General features: G+C 59.6%; 14 protein-coding genes. 11 read left to right on the top strand and 3 right to left on the bottom strand.

Going from position 1 to position 13,782, the window contains the following annotated elements; genetic code table 11:
• Positions 1-60: 60 nt before the first annotated feature.
• A complete protein-coding gene (locus tag AC1DNI_RS21420) occupies positions 61-1,272 on the top strand; it encodes an aminotransferase class V-fold PLP-dependent enzyme (RefSeq protein WP_477693357.1) in 1,212 nt (403 codons plus the stop codon).
• 15 nt (positions 1,273-1,287) lie between these two features.
• Positions 1,288-3,102 (top strand): ABC transporter ATP-binding protein, encoded by a 1,815-nt coding sequence (locus tag AC1DNI_RS21415; RefSeq protein WP_477693356.1) that lies wholly within the window; start codon positions 1,288-1,290, stop codon positions 3,100-3,102.
• Positions 3,103-3,144: 42 nt separating this feature from the next.
• Here the strand turns inward: AC1DNI_RS21415 and AC1DNI_RS21410 are convergent, their stop codons facing one another.
• From AC1DNI_RS21410 to AC1DNI_RS21400, 3 genes are read right to left on the bottom strand one after another with little or no spacing between them, the layout of a single operon-like run.
• Positions 3,145-4,344, bottom strand: a complete 1,200-nt coding sequence (locus AC1DNI_RS21410; protein ID WP_477693355.1) for an extracellular solute-binding protein — start codon at positions 4,342-4,344, stop codon at positions 3,145-3,147.
• A gap of 27 nt (positions 4,345-4,371) precedes the next feature.
• Complete coding sequence (locus AC1DNI_RS21405; RefSeq protein WP_477693354.1) at positions 4,372-5,391, bottom strand: amidohydrolase family protein; 1,020 nt, start codon at positions 5,389-5,391, stop codon at positions 4,372-4,374.
• A complete protein-coding gene (locus AC1DNI_RS21400) occupies positions 5,388-6,125 on the bottom strand; it encodes a glucosamine-6-phosphate deaminase (RefSeq protein WP_477693353.1) in 738 nt (245 codons plus the stop codon). Before AC1DNI_RS21400 ends, AC1DNI_RS21405 begins: the two co-directional genes overlap by 4 nt.
• Before the next feature lie 121 nt (positions 6,126-6,246).
• Here AC1DNI_RS21400 and AC1DNI_RS21395 point away from each other — a divergent pair, with 121 nt between their 5' ends.
• From AC1DNI_RS21395 to AC1DNI_RS21355, 9 genes are all read left to right on the top strand, one after another.
• Positions 6,247-7,425 (top strand): ROK family protein, encoded by a 1,179-nt coding sequence (locus tag AC1DNI_RS21395; protein ID WP_477693352.1) that lies wholly within the window; start codon positions 6,247-6,249, stop codon positions 7,423-7,425.
• Positions 7,426-7,470: 45 nt separating this feature from the next.
• Positions 7,471-8,661 carry a glycine C-acetyltransferase gene (locus AC1DNI_RS21390; protein ID WP_477693351.1) on the top strand — a complete coding sequence of 397 codons (1,191 nt, stop codon included), beginning with the start codon at positions 7,471-7,473 and terminating at the stop codon, positions 8,659-8,661.
• Between the two features lie 9 nt (positions 8,662-8,670).
• Positions 8,671-9,708 (top strand): L-threonine 3-dehydrogenase, encoded by a 1,038-nt coding sequence (gene tdh / locus AC1DNI_RS21385; RefSeq protein WP_477693350.1) that lies wholly within the window; start codon positions 8,671-8,673, stop codon positions 9,706-9,708.
• Positions 9,709-9,946: 238 nt separating this feature from the next.
• Positions 9,947-11,521 carry an alpha/beta fold hydrolase gene (locus AC1DNI_RS21380; RefSeq protein WP_477693349.1) on the top strand — a complete coding sequence of 525 codons (1,575 nt, stop codon included), beginning with the start codon at positions 9,947-9,949 and terminating at the stop codon, positions 11,519-11,521.
• A gap of 83 nt (positions 11,522-11,604) precedes the next feature.
• A complete protein-coding gene (locus AC1DNI_RS21375; protein ID WP_027233128.1) occupies positions 11,605-12,141 on the top strand; it encodes a DedA family protein in 537 nt (178 codons plus the stop codon).
• Positions 12,142-12,194: 53 nt separating this feature from the next.
• The gene (locus AC1DNI_RS21370) at positions 12,195-12,449 is read left to right on the top strand and encodes a type II toxin-antitoxin system Phd/YefM family antitoxin (RefSeq protein WP_477693348.1); all 255 of its coding nucleotides are present in this window, start codon (positions 12,195-12,197) and stop codon (positions 12,447-12,449) included.
• The gene (locus AC1DNI_RS21365) at positions 12,449-12,883 is read left to right on the top strand and encodes a PIN domain-containing protein (protein WP_477693347.1); all 435 of its coding nucleotides are present in this window, start codon (positions 12,449-12,451) and stop codon (positions 12,881-12,883) included. The genes AC1DNI_RS21370 and AC1DNI_RS21365 overlap by 1 nt, the downstream gene beginning before the upstream one ends.
• Positions 12,884-12,977: 94 nt before the next feature.
• Positions 12,978-13,244: a DUF2277 domain-containing protein gene (locus tag AC1DNI_RS21360; RefSeq protein WP_027233125.1), complete on the top strand. Its 267-nt coding sequence runs from the start codon at positions 12,978-12,980 to the stop codon at positions 13,242-13,244.
• A gap of 39 nt (positions 13,245-13,283) precedes the next feature.
• A complete protein-coding gene (locus AC1DNI_RS21355) occupies positions 13,284-13,748 on the top strand; it encodes a hypothetical protein (RefSeq protein ID WP_477693346.1) in 465 nt (154 codons plus the stop codon).
• The last annotated feature ends 34 nt before the right edge of the window (positions 13,749-13,782 follow it).

Below are 13,782 nucleotides of genomic sequence, written 5' to 3'. Positions count from 1 at the left end.
TAAAGGCATAGCTGCCAAGCCGGTGGAATACTTGCTGGCCGGCACTTCAAGGAGAAGACCATGACAGACCAACACTCACCGTCCGATATACGCGAATCCCTCGGGCTGCGCCGCGTCATCAACGTCTCCGGCACGATGACCTCGCTTGGCGCTTCGATCGTCGTGCCGCAAGCAATCGCGGCCATGAGTTCCATACTGCCGCAATTCGTCGAAATCAACGACCTGCACCGCATGGCAAGTCCCGTCATCGCCCGTCTGACAGGCGGCGAGGCCGGATTCGTTACGGCTTCCTGTTCCGCCGGCATTACCCTGGCGGTTGCCGCAACAATGACCGGACCTGATCTCGCCGCGATCGAGCGCCTCCCTGATACAACCGGCCTCAAGAATGAGGTCATAATTCAGACCGGCCATGTAGTAAGTTACGGGGCTCCAGTCGATCAGGCGATCAAGCTTGCGGGCGCCAAGGCCGTACTGGTTGGCCAGGCTACGTCCTGTTACCCCTATCATCTGGAAGGGGCAATCAATGAGCGTACGGCTGCGGCCGTCTTTGTTGTCTCGCACCATACCGTTCAGTACGGCCTCGTTGCGCTGAAGAAATTCGCTGAAATATGCCACGCCCGCGGGGTGCCGGTGATTGTTGATGCGGCATCGGAATATGACCTCAGGATTTTCCTCGCCGAAGGCGCCGACATCACGATCTATTCCTCGCACAAGTTCCTCGGCGGCCCTACGGGAGGCATTGTTGCCGGGCGCAAGGATCTCGTGCGCAGTGCGTTCCTGCAGAACATGGGCGTTGGACGGGGCATGAAGCTTGGCAAGGAAAGCATTCTCGGCACGATCGTAGCGCTCGAAGCCTGGGAGAAGCGCGACCATGCCGGCATTCGCGAGAAGGAAACCGGCTACCTCCACCTCTGGAAGCAGACCCTGACCGGAAAGCCGGGCGTTACCGCGGAGATCGAAGCTGATCCGACCCATAACCCGCTGGATCGCCTGCGGGTTACCATCGATCCGCGCGAGGCGCATATCACCGCCTGGGACTTCGCCGACGCATTGGCGAAAGGTGAGCGGCCGATCATCGTCCGCGATCACGAGGCCGAGCACGGGTACTTCTACATGGACCCGTGCAACCTCCATCCGGGCGAAGAAAGGATCGTGGCCGGCCGCCTCGAAGAGGAACTGCGGAAAGCGAGGGCGTCCAACGAGATCATCGCAACCCCGTTCGAAGAGCGCTACGCCCGTCGCATCGCCGGCCTCATGCGCTGGCCGGATTGATTGAGAGGACCGCTTATGGAAAAGCCCATCGCCCCCGTTCTTTCCGTCTCGAACCTTACCACGTCCTTCCTCGGCGATGGTCAATGGCGACCGGTCGTGCGCAACGTCTCCTTCGACGTAGCGCCGGGGGAGACGGTGGCGATTGTCGGCGAATCCGGCTCCGGCAAGAGCGTCACGTCGCTCTCGATCATGCGGCTTCTGCAAAAAGACAAAAGCCGCATCGAAGGCAAGATCATGCTGGATGGCAAGGACATTCTCGCCTTGCCGGAGAGACAGATGCGGTGCGTGCGCGGCAATGACGTTGCCATGATCTTCCAGGAGCCGATGACCAGCCTAAACCCGCTTTTCACGGTCGGCCGCCAGATCAGCGAAGCCTTGCTGTGTCATCGCAATATCTCGCGGGCAGAGGCAAAGGCCGAGACGATCCGGCTCTTGGAAAAGGTTCGCATACCCGCGGCTGCTTCGCGCTTCGACGAATATCCGCATCGCTTTTCGGGCGGCATGCGGCAGCGCGTGATGATCGCGATGGCTCTCGCCAGCAAACCGAAGCTGCTGATTGCCGATGAGCCGACGACGGCACTCGACGTGACGATCCAGGGACAGATCCTCGATCTCATCAAACTTCTGCAGGAGGAGGAAGGCACCTCCGTCCTCTTCATCACCCACGACATGGGTGTCGTGGCGGAAATCGCCGACCGCACGGTCGTCATGTATAATGGCGAGGCGGTCGAAACCGGCAACACCGGCGAAATCTTCGCGAACCCGCAGCATCCCTATACGCGTTCGCTGCTTTCCGCCGTGCCGGTTCTCGGCTCGATGAAAGGGCACGCGCGGCCGCTGCGCTTCCCGGTGGTCGATCGCGCGACTGGCACATCGGATACGCCAGTCGAGACCGCCGATACGGTGCAGGCCGACAAGCCGCCGCTGCTTGAGGTCCGCAACCTGACGACGCGCTTCAATATTCACTCCGGGATGTTCGGCCAGTTGGAGGGCCGGGTGCACGCGGTTGAAAACCTCTCCTTCACCCTGCAGCCCGGAGAGACACTCTCGCTTGTCGGCGAGTCTGGCTGCGGCAAATCAACGACCGGCCGCTCGATCATGCGCCTCGTTCAGCCGCAGAGCGGCGAGGTGCTGCTCAATGGTCAGAATGTCCTCGCCATGGATCCGAAGCAGATGCGCGACATGCGCCGCACCATGCAGATGATCTTCCAGGATCCGTTCGCCAGCCTTAATCCACGCATGACCGTCGGCGCCGCCATTGCCGAACCCTATCTCGAGCACAGGCTTGGAACCCGCGCACAGGCCCGCAACCGGGTCGCCGATCTCCTCGAACGTGTCGGGCTCAAGGCGGATATGGCCGGACGCTATCCGCATGAGTTCTCCGGCGGTCAACGCCAGCGTGTCTGCATTGCCCGTGCGTTGGCACTCGATCCGAAGCTTATCGTTGCGGACGAATCCGTTTCGGCCCTCGACGTTTCCATCAAGGCGCAGGTCATCAACCTGCTCCTCGACCTACAGGCCAGCCTCAACCTCGCCTATCTCTTCATTTCGCATGACATCGCGGTTGTCGAGCGCGTCAGCCATCGCATTGCTGTCATGTATCTCGGGGAAATCGTGGAGATCGGTCCGCGGGCAGCGATTTTCGAGAACCCGCAGCATCCCTATACGAAGAAGCTGATTTCGGCCGTTCCGGTGCCTGATCCCGCGCGTCGCGGCGTCAGGCGCCCGGTTTCCGACGACGAAATCAAAAGCCCGGTGCGCGCCCCGGACTTCGTCGTTCCGTCGCGCCAATATGCGGAAGTCTCAAGCGGACATCTAGTGCAGATGTAGGAGAGGCCGCGGCAAGTTCGCCGCGGCTCCCAACCTATACGCTTATTGTGCTTTCTTCTGCGAGCCGACGAGTTCGTCCCACTTGCGGAACGCCAAGACCATCTGGTCCGGCTTCAGCGGCAGTTCGATTGGGTTGTTGGCAATGAGGTCGGCGTATTCAGGCCTGCCAAACTCCTTGATGACATCCTGGCTGTGCTGCGGCGCCATGCTGATCGGCACGTTCTTCACGGCCGGGCCGGGATAGAGATAGCCTTCATCATAGGCATAGGCCTGCGCCTTGGGGGTGAGCAGGAAGGCCATCAAATCAAGCACGACAGCGACCTTGTCGTTCGCGATGCCGTTCGGCATGCACATGAAGAACGCATCCGACACCCAATGGAAGCCCTTCAGCGTACCGATCTTCGCCGTCTCAGGCACAATGCCGAGGGCGCGGGGATTGATGTCCCATCCGGTCGTGCTGATGATGATGTCGCGCGAACCCTCGCCGAATTCCTTCATGGTCGCGCCGGTACCGGCCGGATAATAATCGATATACTGGCCGATCTCGGTGAGATAGGCCCAGGTCTTTTCCCAGCCATTGACCGGATCGTGCGGATCCTTGTCGCCGAGGAGATAGGGCAGGCCCATCATGAAGGTCCGGCCCGGTCCGGAATTGGTCGGACGCGCATACATGAAGCGGCCAGGGTTGGCCTTGGCATAGGCGAGGAGTTCCTCGGCGGTCGTCGGCACCTGCTTGACGCGCTCGGGATCGTATTCGATCAGTGGCCCCGACGGGTAGTAATTGACGACCACACCGAAACCCTGGCCTTGCGCCTTGTGTAGCGCGAGTGCCGCCGGTTCGTAGCTCTCTTCGAGGCCGGGGAGCTTGTCGGCAAAATCCGGCAGGATTTTCATCCAGGTTTCGTTGGCGAGGCCTGCCGCCAACCCATCGCTGCCCGTCAGCACGATGTCGATGTCAACGCTCTTTGCCGCCTGCTGCGCCTTCAGCTTGCCGGCAAGTTCCGTTACCGGCGCCTTGGTAAAGACGATGCGGGAGGCCCGTTCAGGATAGGTCTTGGCATATTCCTCGAAGGCCGGCTGCATCAGGGCGAGTGCGCCGCCGACATCCATGACGGTGATCAGGACAGGAGCGGCGGGCAGTGCAGGCGCCGCCGCCCATGCGCCTGTGATGCCGCCTACTGCGGATACGGCGATACCGCCGAGTACCGTACGGCGGTTGATGCGAGTAAAATTATTTGTCATGTCAAATTCCCCTTTGTTTTATCGCGTTCAGTTGAAAGTCCGTTCTTCGCCGCCGAGCCGGACACGGCGTATGTTCATTGCGTCCGTCCATTCGATTTCCGCGGCAGGCAAGGTGATACCCCGCGCGCCGAGCACAGGCGCGAGCGCATCGACAAGCCGGCGGGATGCCATTTCCACGGCCTGCTCGAAGGTGGTGATGTTCCAGTGAACAAGGTTGCGCACCGCCTCGTCGAGGCAAAGCGCTGATCCGGCAAGTCCGGCGAGCCCGGCCAGTCCGACGCTGCCGTCAGCCGAGCGGCGGATGCGCATGCCGGCAAAGTCATAGTCGCCGGGTTCGGCTGCGGCAGCTGCCGTCGCGTCAGTGACCAACGCCGACCGCTTGAAACCCTTGGCGCGGATGAGCGCCTTCAGCGCCAGAGGCGGAACGTGAATGCCATCGGCGATGAATGTTGCGAGCAGCCGATCGTCGGCAAGCTGCGCGAAGAGCGGATTGGCAAGCTTCGGCAGAACCTGCGGCAGGCCGTTGCCTAGATGGGTGGAAAGGCGCGCGCCGGCAGCGACGGCCGCATCGACACCTTCAAAATCGAGCGCGGAATGGCCAATCGACACAAGCCTGTCCTGCGCAGCCATGGCTTCGATAAATCCGATCCCATTGCCGACTTCCGGAGCGACGGTGACGAGTAAAATCGGCCGTTTCAGCTTTTTCTCAAGGTCGAGGACGAGCGCCGGATCGGCTGCGGTCATGGCGCTAGCCGGATGGCACCCCGAAAATCCGTCAGCGGGGTTGAGAAAAGGCCCCTCCAGATGGTAGCCCGGACACATCAGCGGACCGAGACGACTTTCCGCAACGCTCCGGTCCAGGGCGGCGAAGCGGGCTTCGAGTTCCGCCGGGGTGGCTGTAATGATCGTCGGAAGACAGGTCGTCACCCCGCTCGCCAGCATCGCTTCGAGCGCCCGGTCCAGGGCCTCAGCGGTCAGGCCAGCGTCGTTGAAATCGACGCCGGCATAGCCATTGACCTGGATATCGACGAGGCCGGCCGTGATCATGCGAGAAGCGACGCCGAGGCGGGATCGAGCAAGAGCACGACGTTGGGATGTTCCTGGACGATCGAGGCGGGATGGCGCGGATCCACCTCTCCTTCGATCGCATCCTTCACTGCCTGCGCCTTGCGCGCATCGGGCACCGAGAGGACGATGAACTTGCTCTTCATGATCTGCCGGATGCTCATTGAAACCGCCTGCTCGGGAACCGCCGCGAGATCAGGAAACCAGCCTTCGCCGAACTGCTGCTGGCGGCAGGCTTCGTCAAGGGTCACGACGATATAGGGCTCTTCGGTTTCGAAATCGGCCGGAGGATCGTTGAACGCGAGATGACAGTTTTCGCCGATCCCGGCAAAACATACATCTATCTCGTGCTCGCTGATAAGCTTGCTGATCCGCTCTGCTTCCGCCTGCGCATCATTCTCGGCCTCGATCGGATAAAACGTCACCTTGCCTGCAAGCGGCTCGACAAAGCGTTCGTTCAGATATTTGCGGAAACTTGCCGGATGGCCGATGTCCATGCCGACATATTCATCAAGGTGAAAAGCCGTCACTTTCGACCAGTCTATGTCCTTGGCCGCAACGAGATTGCGCAGGACCTCGAACTGGCTCGCGCCCGTAGCAACGATAATCGACGCCTTGCCTTTCTCCGCGATCGCCCTTCCAATGGCTTCAGCGCCAAGATCGGCAGCAGCAGCGCCCAGCGCCTCCTTGTCGTTCAAAATGCGTATATCCACCATCAATTTTCCGTTCATCTGCTTGTGCTTTATCGGGCTGCGGGCAATGTAACCACAGCTGCCCCTGGCATCGCAAGCATTTTCGAATAATACTATTCAAAAATAAGGATCAGGTTTTTCCGGCATGATTTTGACGATTGACGAGACCCGCTATGAGGATGCCCACCAGCGCGATTGCGCGCGGGTTGCGGCCTTGCTTTCAGATGGAGAATCGCATTCGCGTCCGAATGTGAGCGAAGCGTTGCAAATGACGTCGACGACGACATCGCGTGTCGTCGCGGACCTCCTGGAGCGCGGTCTCGTCATCGGCGAAGCAGGCGAAAAGAGCGGACGCGGCCGGCCTGCGATCCAGATCGCCCTGAACCATTCACGCCTGGGCGCGACGGTCATTCTCATGAGCAGCCGGTCTCTGCTCGGCGTATTGGTCGACCTGAGTGGCCGCGTGATCGGGCGCTGCACTGCCGACGTGCCCGAAAGCGCCGACAATGAGACGATGGCTGCGAGGATGCGCGGGCTTATAAACTCTCTGATGAAGGATTTGCCGGCGGGCATGAGCCACATGGGAACCTCGGTGTCGATCTCCGGTGTCGTGAACGTGCGTGACCGCAAATGGCTGATCACATCACGCTGGCCCCATGTCCGCGATCTTGACCTTGCTGCCGCTCTAGCGCCGGTTACGCCTGTGGTCTTCGTCTGCCGTCATCTCGATGCCGAATTGACGGCGCGGACCATGCAGGACGGTGCGCAGGGCCGGGACAGCACGCTCCTCTTGCACTGGGGCTGGGGCATAGGACTTGCGTATAGCGTTGAAGGCGAGCCTTTCATGTCGGCGAGCAATCCCTTTGGCGAAATCGGCCACTGGCGCTTCAATATGCTCGATCAGCGCCAATGTGGCTGCGGCAACCATGGCTGCCTCGAAACGGCTGCGGCGCTCTGGGCCCTCTTGCCGCAACTGCGAGCAAGCTGGCCCGAGCTTTCGGAGGATGAGGAGCGGGTAGCCGGACAATTGACCAGCCTCGATGTCGCTGAACGACCGGAGATTGCGACGGCAATCCATCTCATGGCTCGATCGCTTGGCAATGTTTGCCGCCTGCTGTTCCCGAGGCGCGTGATTGTCACCGGCCCTTTCGTCGGCAATGCCGAACTCTGGCACGCTTTTTCAGATGCGTTTCACGCGGAGGGCATCATGGACGGCCTCGCGCTTCCCGTTCTGGTTGCTGACCGGTCCAGTGAGGAATACGCTATCCTCGGTGCGGTTCGACCTTTGCTCAATCTTGGGCTTGAGACATTCATCCGATCGTGAGATGAGAACCGCCATAACGGATGTACGCATGAAGCGGGAATAATCATGACCAAGCCATTTATCGACCATTTGTCACACGAACTCGCCCAGTTGAAGGAGACCGGCCTCTACAAGAGCGAGCGCGTCATCGTCTCCAAGCAGGCAGGCGAAATCGAGATTTCTACGGGCGCAAAAGTCTTGAACTTCTGCGCCAATAACTATCTCGGCCTCGCCGACAATGAGGAACTCGCCTCTGCCGCAAAATCGGCACTCGACCGCTACGGCTACGGCATGGCGTCAGTGCGCTTCATCTGCGGCACACAGGAAGAGCACAAGCAGCTTGAAGCGCGCATCTCCTCTTTCCTCGGCCTTGAGGATACGATCCTCTATTCGAGCTGCTTCGATGCCAATGGCGGAATGTTCGAAACCCTGCTTGGCGAAGAAGACGCGATCATTTCCGATGCGCTCAATCATGCATCGATCATCGACGGGGTGCGTCTCTCCAAGGCCAAGCGCTTCCGTTACGCCAATAACGACATGGCCGCGCTCGAAGAAGAATTGAAGAAGGCCGAAGGCAGCCGTTTCAAGCTCATCGCCACCGACGGCGTGTTTTCGATGGACGGCATCATTGCCAACCTGCAGGGTGTTTGCGATCTCGCAGAAAAATATGGTGCGATGGTCATGGTCGATGACAGCCATGCGGTCGGCTTTGTCGGCAAAAATGGCCGCGGTTCGGCCGAACATTGCGGTGTGGAGGGACGTGTGGACATCATTACCGGCACGCTCGGCAAGGCGCTCGGCGGCGCGTCGGGCGGCTATACGTCCGCCAAGGCGGAAGTAGTCGACTGGCTGCGCCAACGCTCGCGTCCGTACCTTTTCTCCAACACGCTGGCGCCGGTCATCGCTGCTGCCTCGCTCAAGGTTTTCGACCTCATCGACAATGGCGCGCACCTTCGCGCCCGGCTGATAGCCAACGCGCAACATTTCCGTCGCGACATGTCGAAGCTCGGCTTCACCCTCGCCGGTGCCGATCACCCGATCATTCCCGTGATGCTGGGCGAAGCGACGCTCGCGCAGGAAATGGCGGCGCGGATGCTGGAGAAGGGCGTTTATGTCATCGGTTTCGCCTTCCCGGTGGTACCGCGCGGCCAGGCTCGCATCAGGACGCAGATGTCTGCCGCTCACACCACGCAAGACGTCGCCCGGGCGATCGAGGTTTTCGCCGAAGTCGGGCGTGATCTCGGCATCATCAAATAGGAAAACACCATGTCGAACATGATGAAGGCACTGGTCAAGGCGAAGGCGGAGCCTGGCATCTGGATGGAACGCGTGCCTGTTCCGGAACCCGGGCCGAATGACGTGCTCATCAAGGTCAGGAAGTCCGCCATCTGCGGGACCGATGTGCATATCTATAATTGGGATAAGTGGGCGCAGGCGACGATCCCCGTTCCCATGGTCGTCGGGCACGAATTCAGCGGTGAGATCGCCGAGATCGGCTCGGCCGTGACCAAATACACGGTCGGCCAGCGCGTTTCCGGCGAAGGTCATATCGTGTGCGGAACGTGCCGCAATTGCCGCGCGGGCAGGGGACACCTTTGCCGCAACACGCTCGGCGTCGGTGTTCACCGTCCGGGATCGTTCGGCGAGTATCTCTGCATTCCAGAGGCCAATGTCGTGCCCATACCGGACGACGTTCCGGATGAAATCGCCGCGATCTTCGATCCGTTCGGCAATGCCGTTCACACCGCGCTATCCTTTGACCTTGTCGGTGAAGACGTGCTGGTAACCGGGGCGGGCCCGATCGGCATCATGGGCGCGCTGGTGGCAAAGCGCTCCGGTGCCCGCAAGGTGGTGATCACCGATATCAATCCTTCGCGCCTCGCACTGGCACAGAAGCTCGGCATCGATTACGTCGTCGATGCCTCCAAGCAGAACCTGGCGGACGTTATGCGCGAGATCGGCATGACCGAAGGATTCGATGTCGGCCTCGAAATGTCGGGAGCGGCACCCGCCTTCCGCGACATGATCGACAAGATGAACAATGGCGGCAAGATCGCAATTCTCGGCATTGCTCCGACAGGGTTCGAAATCGATTGGAACAAGGTGATCTTCAAGATGCTCAATCTGAAGGGCATCTATGGCCGCGAAATGTTCGAGACCTGGTACAAGATGATTGCCTTTGTGCAGGGCGGCCTTGACCTCTCGCCCATCATCACGCATCGCCTGCCAATCGACGATTTCCAGGAAGGCTTCGACGCCATGCGATCCGGGAGCTCCGGCAAGGTCGTGCTGGACTGGAAATAACCAATTTGCACGACTCTTTTCAATAATGATGGGACGCCGACGGCGTCCCATCATTCATTTTCATGGCCAGAGGACCATCGCTCGATAAAATCATCGAGTTACTTTTCGTACATCAAAGCAGCGAACGGAATTAACCCGCCGGGGTGATGCCCTCGGAGACCAAAAACAGGTATTTTGTTGGCAATGCTGTGGGGCACCTTCGCGAAAGCAGCCCACGCGGCAATGGGGACCAACGAACATGGCTGCGACCAAATACAGATTTCATCTGGATTCGCCAGCATTGTGCCTGATGCTGTTTGCAACCCTGCTATTGCTTGTCGCAATGCTTCCAGCAGCACCAGCCTTGGCTGCAGCGCCCGAGTTCCGGGAAACGCCGTGCTGGTTTGCCTTGCCCAAGGACCGGGACATGCGCTGTGGGCATCTGCTGGTCCCCGAAAACCGCAGCAAGGCCGATAGCGCCACCATAGAACTTGCAGTGGTGATCTTCGAACCGGACCGCGTTCGCCATGAGCCGGTCGTTTACCTCAATGGCGGGCCCGGACAGGCTGCACGCATCGACACGCGCGAGGATATCGACGATTGGTGGAGCTTCATCGACAACGGCGACTGGCTGCGCGGACGGCGGCTTGTCGTTGTGGACCAGCGCGGCGTCGGTCTTTCGAAGCCGTCGCTGAGCTGTGCCGAGCATTACAGCCCGAAGGTCTGGGGCGGCATCATGTCCCGCCCGGAGGAGATCATCGATTTCGACGGTGCGCAGAAGAACGAGGTCAAAGCCTGCCGCGACGCGCTTCAGGCCAGGCACATCGACCTTTCCGCCTATAACACCGCCGAGAACGCAGCCGATATCCATGACTTGCGCAGCGCTCTCAATATCGACAAATGGGTCGTCTTCGGCATTTCCTACGGTACGAAACTTGCCTTACAGGTTCTTGAAGATCATCCAGAGAACCTCGTTGCAGTGGTCCTCGATTCCACGCTGCCGCTCGACGTCGACTATGTCGACCAGGACGCCGCCAACTTTGACGGGGTCCTGAAGAAGCTCGAGAAGGACTGCGCGGCGCGCCAGGAATGCGGATCTGATGGCACAAGCCTTAGAACGATGATCACCGAAATCGTGCAGCAACTCGACGCCCAGCCCGTGCTTCTGCGCCTCAAGGCGGCGGGAGAACCCAGCGCATTCACGCGCGTATCGGGCAACGACTTCCTCGAGGTCCTGTTCAACCAGTTTTATGATCGCGACTCGATCGAACTCCTGCCGCAGCTGATCAAGGACACGGCCAACCAGAACTATGGTCCGCTGGCGGAAATGATCGGCCTGAGCGGCGACGACGGCGACGCCTTTGCTGACGGCATGCATCTTTCCATCGTTTGCAATGACGGTGTCTCGGCGGCGGCGTCCTTTGCAGCGTTTCCGCTTCTCGACCGCTGGGCGCAGAACAATTTCTACAGCTGGGCCTGCCCACTATGGCCCACCGCCACGCCGAAGAGAGCTTATAAATCACTGGCCCAGAACAAGGTGCCGGTCTTGCTGCTCGCCGGCGATTACGATCCCGCAACACCGACAAGCTGGGCAGAGCGCGTCATCAGGACAACCGGCCATAGTCAATTGGTGCTCTTCCGCGGCGTCGGCCATGATGTGCTTGATACGACCGAATGCGGCGGGGAGGTGGTTGCCGACTTCCTCGACAATCCCAATGCGAAAGTCAGTACACCCTGTATTGGCGATATGACCGAACCGCAATTCGGGCCGCCCGACGATAAGCCCTCGGTGCTGCTGACCGGATCGGCCCAGCCTGCGATGTTGCACAGATAACGGCATTTGCCAGCCATCTTTCCATTCGCATCCCGAATGTCTAGGCTGTTTTTTACAAACACGCTGGACAGGGACGCGGCCGCTTGCAATTTCTCACCGATGGAACAGCCTTCCTCGAACCCTACATCCGGCAATATGGCCTCTACGCCATCTTCGTCATTATTTATCTGGAATCGTTCGGCGCGCCACTTCCAGGCGAAAGTGCGCTGGTGGCTGCTGCGCTTCTCGCAACGCGCGGCGACTTTGCCATAATTGAACTCTTCCTGGCCGTCTGGGTCGCTGCCGTTATCGGCGACAGTACCGGATATGCCATTGGTCATTTCGGCGGTCGTCCCTTGCTCCGTCGCTATGGCTGGATCGTGCGTCTCACGCCAGAGCGGCAACGATCCCTGGAAGAGCTTTTTGAAAAGCGCGGTCCGATCATTGTCTTCGGCGCCCGCTTCGTCGTTATCCTGCGCCAGTTGAACGGGCTTGTGGCCGGTTCGGTCGGCATGCATTTCGGACGCTTTCTAATCGCCAATGCGCTTGGCGGCCTGCTTTGGGCGAGCGTGTGGACCTTCGGACCTTATTTTCTCGGCGATGCCTTCATGCAATGGCGCCATTGGGTCGGTTGGGCTTGAAGCGCCGGCAAAAGTAGTATATTTATAGAAAAATATACTAGATGGAGAGTGCCGTGCGAGTTACCTATATGACAAGCGCTTCCTTCAATCAGAATCCAAGCAGGGCCAAGAAGGAAGCCAATGAGAGGCCCGTGGTCATAACAGACCATGGGGAGGCGAGCTATGTGCTCCTGCGCTACAGCGAATTCGAAGCAAACTGGAGCAAGCCCAGAACCCTCTACGAAGCGCTTCGCGATCCGGATGCTCCTAAGACCAAGGAATTCGATCCGGAACGAATAGATTTCGATCGCAGGACGCCCAACTTCTGATGGCATTGCTGCTCGATACCAATGTGATTTCGGCAGCAAGGCGGCCGGACAAGCAAGACCGCGCCTTCCAGCAATTCCTGCAGGAATTCGACGTTGCAACTGCGTACCTTTCTGCGATCACGATCATGGAGATCAAATTCGGTATTGAACGGGAAAAGCGGAACGACCCGGCCTTTGCCGCCGATCTCGAGCGCTGGCTGGATGGGATCGTATTGCCAAGCTTCGCAGGCCGTATCCTCCCGTTCGACCTCGATGTCGCCATGCGCGCAGGCACGCTTGCAACTGCGGGAAAACGCCCGTCAGCCGACGCAATGATTGCTGCGACGGCCCTCGAACATGGACTGCGGATTGCCACTCGCAATATTGCGGACTTCACGCCATTCGAGGTCGCATGCTTCGATCCATGGAAGCACGAAGCATCCAAGGCACCTTGAGCGCCAATAGCGCCCTTGCTTTCCCTCTGACAGCCATTCGTGCTATTTCATTTGGTCAGGCCGACTATTTTGTTGTCAGAACAGGAAGCAAGCCATGTGCCGCAACATCAAGACACTTTTCAATTTCGATCCTCCGGCAACACAGGACGAAATCGACGCATCCGCACTGCAATTCGTGCGCAAGCTCTCCGGCTTCAACAAGCCGTCGCAGGCGAATGCCGAAGCATTTGACCGTGCAGTGGCGGAGGTATCCGCTTCTGCGCGTCGCTTGCTGGCGTCACTCCACACACACGCGCCGGCACGTGACCGGGAGGTCGAGGCTGAAAAATTGCGCGAACGTTCGCGTGCTCGATTCGCCTAGGGAAAGCCGCCGACCGCACTCAAAATGGGAGGGACCGGTATGCACAAGTGGACTCTTGTTTCAGCGGTTCTCGCCCTTGGTGCGTTCAGTGCGGGGCCGGTGTTGGCGCAAACCTGCGAGCGGGCTACGGCTACCTATGAGGCTGCAGTCGACGACTATCTGGGCGCAAAGTTCGCCCTCGACAGGGCTACCCAGCTTCTTGCTTCTGCGCGCTATGCAAGCATTGTCGGAAAGATGAAGATCAACATCGCATTGCAGGAGACCGATGTTGCGCGCGCACTGCCTGGCTACATTGCATCGCTCGGCCCGACGTACGCGGCGATCGATTCTATCGATGCGGCATGTTCCACCGACGTGCTGGCAACACAGCATCGGCTGCCCGCGCAATTCAAGCAGAGGATCGATGACGACCTCGCTTCGTTGCTGCAAGGCGGCGTCGACAAGCTTGCAAACGATCAGATGGCGGATACCAAGAGCATGTTCGATAGTACGAACAAGAAATAGGCGCTCGCCGCCACCGCCCTCTTAAGGATTCGCC

The sequence above is a fragment of the Phyllobacterium sp. 01N428 genome (genome assembly GCF_056399405.1).
This window is presented reverse-complemented; position numbering and strand designations above follow the sequence as displayed.

What these genes read in the sequence shown, in the direction of transcription:
- AC1DNI_RS21400 (WP_477693353.1), bottom strand. Translation starts at nt 6,125, where the DNA reads ATGGTGGATATACGCATTTTGAACGACAAGGAGGCGCTGGGCGCTGCT.
- AC1DNI_RS21355 (WP_477693346.1), top strand. Translation starts at nt 13,284, where the DNA reads ATGCACAAGTGGACTCTTGTTTCAGCGGTTCTCGCCCTTGGTGCGTTC.
- AC1DNI_RS21390 (WP_477693351.1), top strand. Translation starts at nt 7,471, where the DNA reads ATGACCAAGCCATTTATCGACCATTTGTCACACGAACTCGCCCAGTTG.
- AC1DNI_RS21360 (WP_027233125.1), top strand. Translation starts at nt 12,978, where the DNA reads ATGTGCCGCAACATCAAGACACTTTTCAATTTCGATCCTCCGGCAACA.
- tdh (WP_477693350.1), top strand. Translation starts at nt 8,671, where the DNA reads ATGTCGAACATGATGAAGGCACTGGTCAAGGCGAAGGCGGAGCCTGGC.
- AC1DNI_RS21410 (WP_477693355.1), bottom strand. Translation starts at nt 4,344, where the DNA reads ATGACAAATAATTTTACTCGCATCAACCGCCGTACGGTACTCGGCGGT.
- AC1DNI_RS21395 (WP_477693352.1), top strand. Translation starts at nt 6,247, where the DNA reads ATGATTTTGACGATTGACGAGACCCGCTATGAGGATGCCCACCAGCGC.
- AC1DNI_RS21365 (WP_477693347.1), top strand. Translation starts at nt 12,449, where the DNA reads ATGGCATTGCTGCTCGATACCAATGTGATTTCGGCAGCAAGGCGGCCG.
- AC1DNI_RS21405 (WP_477693354.1), bottom strand. Translation starts at nt 5,391, where the DNA reads ATGATCACGGCCGGCCTCGTCGATATCCAGGTCAATGGCTATGCCGGC.
- AC1DNI_RS21420 (WP_477693357.1), top strand. Translation starts at nt 61, where the DNA reads ATGACAGACCAACACTCACCGTCCGATATACGCGAATCCCTCGGGCTG.
- AC1DNI_RS21415 (WP_477693356.1), top strand. Translation starts at nt 1,288, where the DNA reads ATGGAAAAGCCCATCGCCCCCGTTCTTTCCGTCTCGAACCTTACCACG.
- AC1DNI_RS21380 (WP_477693349.1), top strand. Translation starts at nt 9,947, where the DNA reads ATGGCTGCGACCAAATACAGATTTCATCTGGATTCGCCAGCATTGTGC.